The organism is Acidimicrobiia bacterium, assembly GCA_016650365.1.
GTDB lineage: Bacteria > Actinomycetota > Acidimicrobiia > Spongiisociales > JAENVV01 > JAENVV01.
Map to the genome: position 1 here is coordinate 1 of JAENVV010000287.1, position 2,122 is coordinate 2,122.

Sequence of the window (2,122 nt, forward strand, 5' to 3'; positions counted from 1 at the left end):
AAAGTTGACCCCGCCTGCAATCGACGTCGCGAACGAGAACACTTCGGCCGGGACATAGACCTTGGTGAGGATCGATGCAGACCCGGTGATGGCCGCTCCGGTGGCGAGGAGCGCCTGAGAGAAAAAGGTCATGAACAGGACCCCGGCCAGAAGGTAGAGGACGTAGGGCTCATCACCCGTATCGCCGAAGCGGCCTCCAAAGATCTGACCGAAAACCAGCCACATGATGGCCGTGGTGATCAGGGGATTGAGGAGGGTCCACCACACTCCCAGGGCGGAGCGTTTATAGCGGACGGTGAGCTCACGACCGACGAGGAGCCCGATCAATCCGCGATACCTCCACAGGTTCTGTAATTCGGTGATGAGGGGCCGACGGAGTTGGGCGGAGTCGTATAAGGGAAGTGCCACTTGAACCTATAGGGTGGTCCGACCGACGAGGCTAATGGTGCATTGTCGCCGGTTCAGTCGTCGCAACGAGCAACCAGCGACAGTCGCCCATGGCGTTTTCCTACGATGCCGGGATGCCCGACCGATCGAAATGGCTGCAACCGGCTCGGATCGCCCATGGCCTGAAGTGGCGGACTGAAGCCTTTCTGGCCAGCCGCAGGCACCCGGACCCCCAAGGTCCTCCTCTTCCTTCTGGAAACTCATTTCAAGTCGCAGTTCTCGAGTCATTTGGTGTCGCCGATATCGATGAGCTCGATCCGACCCAGCGAATGTGGGCCGAATTCACTTTGACCTCGGTCGAGCGGGGGTGGCATGCAATTGAAAGCATGGGCGGTCCCAAGGCGTTTCGTGGCAAGAGAGTCCTCGACGTCGGATCTGCATACGGTGGTTTTCTGGTCGCAGCCGGACATGCCGGCGCCCGAACGATGGTCGGTATCGACGTCGACGAGAAACTCCTAGACCTGGCCCGGTTGCTCTTCACCGACCACGGGGTCTCTACCAATCTTGAGGTAGCCGACATCACCGATCCGCAATTGACTGACCGTCTCGGAGGTTTTGACCTCATCCTCTGCAACGATGTACTCGAACACGTTGTCGAGCTCGATCGGGCAGCGCAGAATCTAGGCCGCTTGTTGAACCCGGGTGGCCGCCTCTTCCTGGAAATCCCCAACGGGCTGTCGATCAATTACATCTCCAGCGATGGCCACTACAAGCTTCCCGGAATCACCCTTCTCGACCATGCCGACGCCGAGCGGTGGTTCCGCGCGTTTTATGAATCCAAGTATCCGTACCGCACCTTTTTCTATGCTCCGCTGGATTACTACCTGGCACTCTTCTCTCGTCATGGTGTTGCTTTGACGATGTTGAACACCCCAACCCCGGACCCAGCGGCGATCGCTGCCCTCGACCAAAGCTGGTCGCAAACCTTCGATCGCCTTGCGGGGTTGAATGAGGAATTCCCGGACAAGCCCGTCGATCTGATCGACCAAATTCAAAGGCGGTCGCTGGAGGTCGATATGCGAATTCGTCGACTGCTCGGCACCGCCACAGGGTCGGCGATCGGCGAAGAGCGCATGCTGGCCGGCGCAGTGCTCAGAAGCACATTCGGGACTGATGCCTTCCTCCTCGAGGGTCGGAGGGTGGGCTAGAGCGAAAGCTCGGTAAAGCCACCACCCTCCATAGGATTCGTTGGTGACAGGCGGTCCCGACTCAGTTCCTAGACGACCGCGTCCCTGGCAGGTCCTTGCCGGCCTCGGGGTAACCGCTGTGGTTGTGGGCATTGTCGTTCAGCTGATTGCGGGTGGCGCTCCGACGACGACAACAACCACAACAGCCTCAACAACCTCATCGTCCCAAACCACAAGCACCATCATCACGACGTCCACTAGCGAGCCGGGTTCCACAACGACTACAACGGAACCACCCACGACGACTATGACGTTGCCGGGTCAGACCGAGTACGACGTGATCGTGGTGGGCGACGGAATGGGCGGTGCGACGGCCGCCATCGTCGCCGCCAGACTGGGCGCCGACACTTTGCTTCTCTCCCCGATCGGCTACTTGGGTGGCCAAGCAGGGTCGGCCGGAGTTTCAACTATGGACGAAGGTGGCAACCGCTACGTGTTGCGACGGGCCGGCATCTACCGGGAACTGGGCAACTATGTCCAATTCAAAT

The 2,122-nt window shown here is 59.6% G+C and carries 3 protein-coding genes; 2 read left to right on the forward strand and 1 reads right to left on the reverse strand.

What is annotated here, in order from left to right:
* Positions 1-408: ABC transporter permease (locus JJE47_16080; protein MBK5268938.1), on the reverse strand; the 408-nt coding region annotated here is incomplete at its 3' end.
* A 113-nt stretch (positions 409-521) separates the two neighbouring features.
* Here JJE47_16080 and JJE47_16085 point away from each other — a divergent pair.
* Positions 522-1,595: a class I SAM-dependent methyltransferase gene (locus JJE47_16085; GenBank protein ID MBK5268939.1), complete on the forward strand. Its 1,074-nt coding sequence runs from the start codon at positions 522-524 to the stop codon at positions 1,593-1,595.
* A gap of 286 nt (positions 1,596-1,881) precedes the next feature.
* The coding region (locus JJE47_16090) for an FAD-dependent oxidoreductase (GenBank protein ID MBK5268940.1) at positions 1,882-2,122 on the forward strand (241 nt) is incomplete at its 3' end.